The 823-nt window shown below is 44.6% G+C and carries 1 protein-coding gene; it reads right to left on the minus strand.

Features of this window, described 5'->3' with window-relative positions; all coding sequences use genetic code 11:
- The coding region (locus ACTHUR_RS13065; protein WP_440398937.1) for an SGNH hydrolase domain-containing protein at positions 1–823 on the minus strand (823 nt) is incomplete at both ends.

The following is an 823-nucleotide window of genomic DNA, read 5'->3' on the forward strand; positions in this document are numbered from 1 at the left end:
AATATAGGCAGTGGCATCGATAATGTGCACATTGGCATATTTTTCTGCCAATTCTTTGATGCGTTCATTTCCTTTTGAAGTGACTGTTTCATCAATGGCAAGATTCTGACTAAATCCCGGTATGCGGTAAGACAGAATATGGGCGCGCAAGCCGTTGTATGACAAATTAGGGTTGTCTATCATCAGGTAAACCGCTTGTTTTTCCGAAGAAAGTTTTTGCAACATGAGGTTGAATTTTTTGAAAAAATCGGGATCGTAAGCAAGGGAGTTGCTGTTTTCAGGCATTTGGCTGCCCCAGCGCATGGCCAAAAGCACTTTTGAGTATTGGGGCAGATGCTCTTTGGCATACTGATAAACGGCACGGCAGGAGGCGTTTTTCTTGAATACGGGTGCAGCATAATCTTCTACATAGGCACAACTGTCCGCAGAAACCATCGTTGCCGACCATTTTTCTTTTTTGCCGACGGTATCAAAAAACGTTTTATATTGATCGGCATGCGAATCGCCTAGAATCAGTAATTCCGGCTGTTTGTCGGTATCGCCCCAAATACACTGTTTGTCGGTGTTGTTGTGACAAGAAGTGTAGGAACGTGCCAATCCCATGCGGTCGTATTGCTCCATAAACGGGAGCTTCATGGCAAGAAAAGGCGTAATAGCCAAAACAAGCATGGGGACGGCATAAATCCATGTCACAGACTGGGCAAAAGAGCCTTTCCACTTTTTAAACGGCTTCTCGACAAAATAATAAGAAAGCAGGGAGAGTGCAAACATTAAGATAATCGCGGCCGCAGTCGAATACGAAGGCAGATTGTTTGGACCGATG

This window comes from Neisseria sp. P0021.S007, assembly GCF_051956855.1.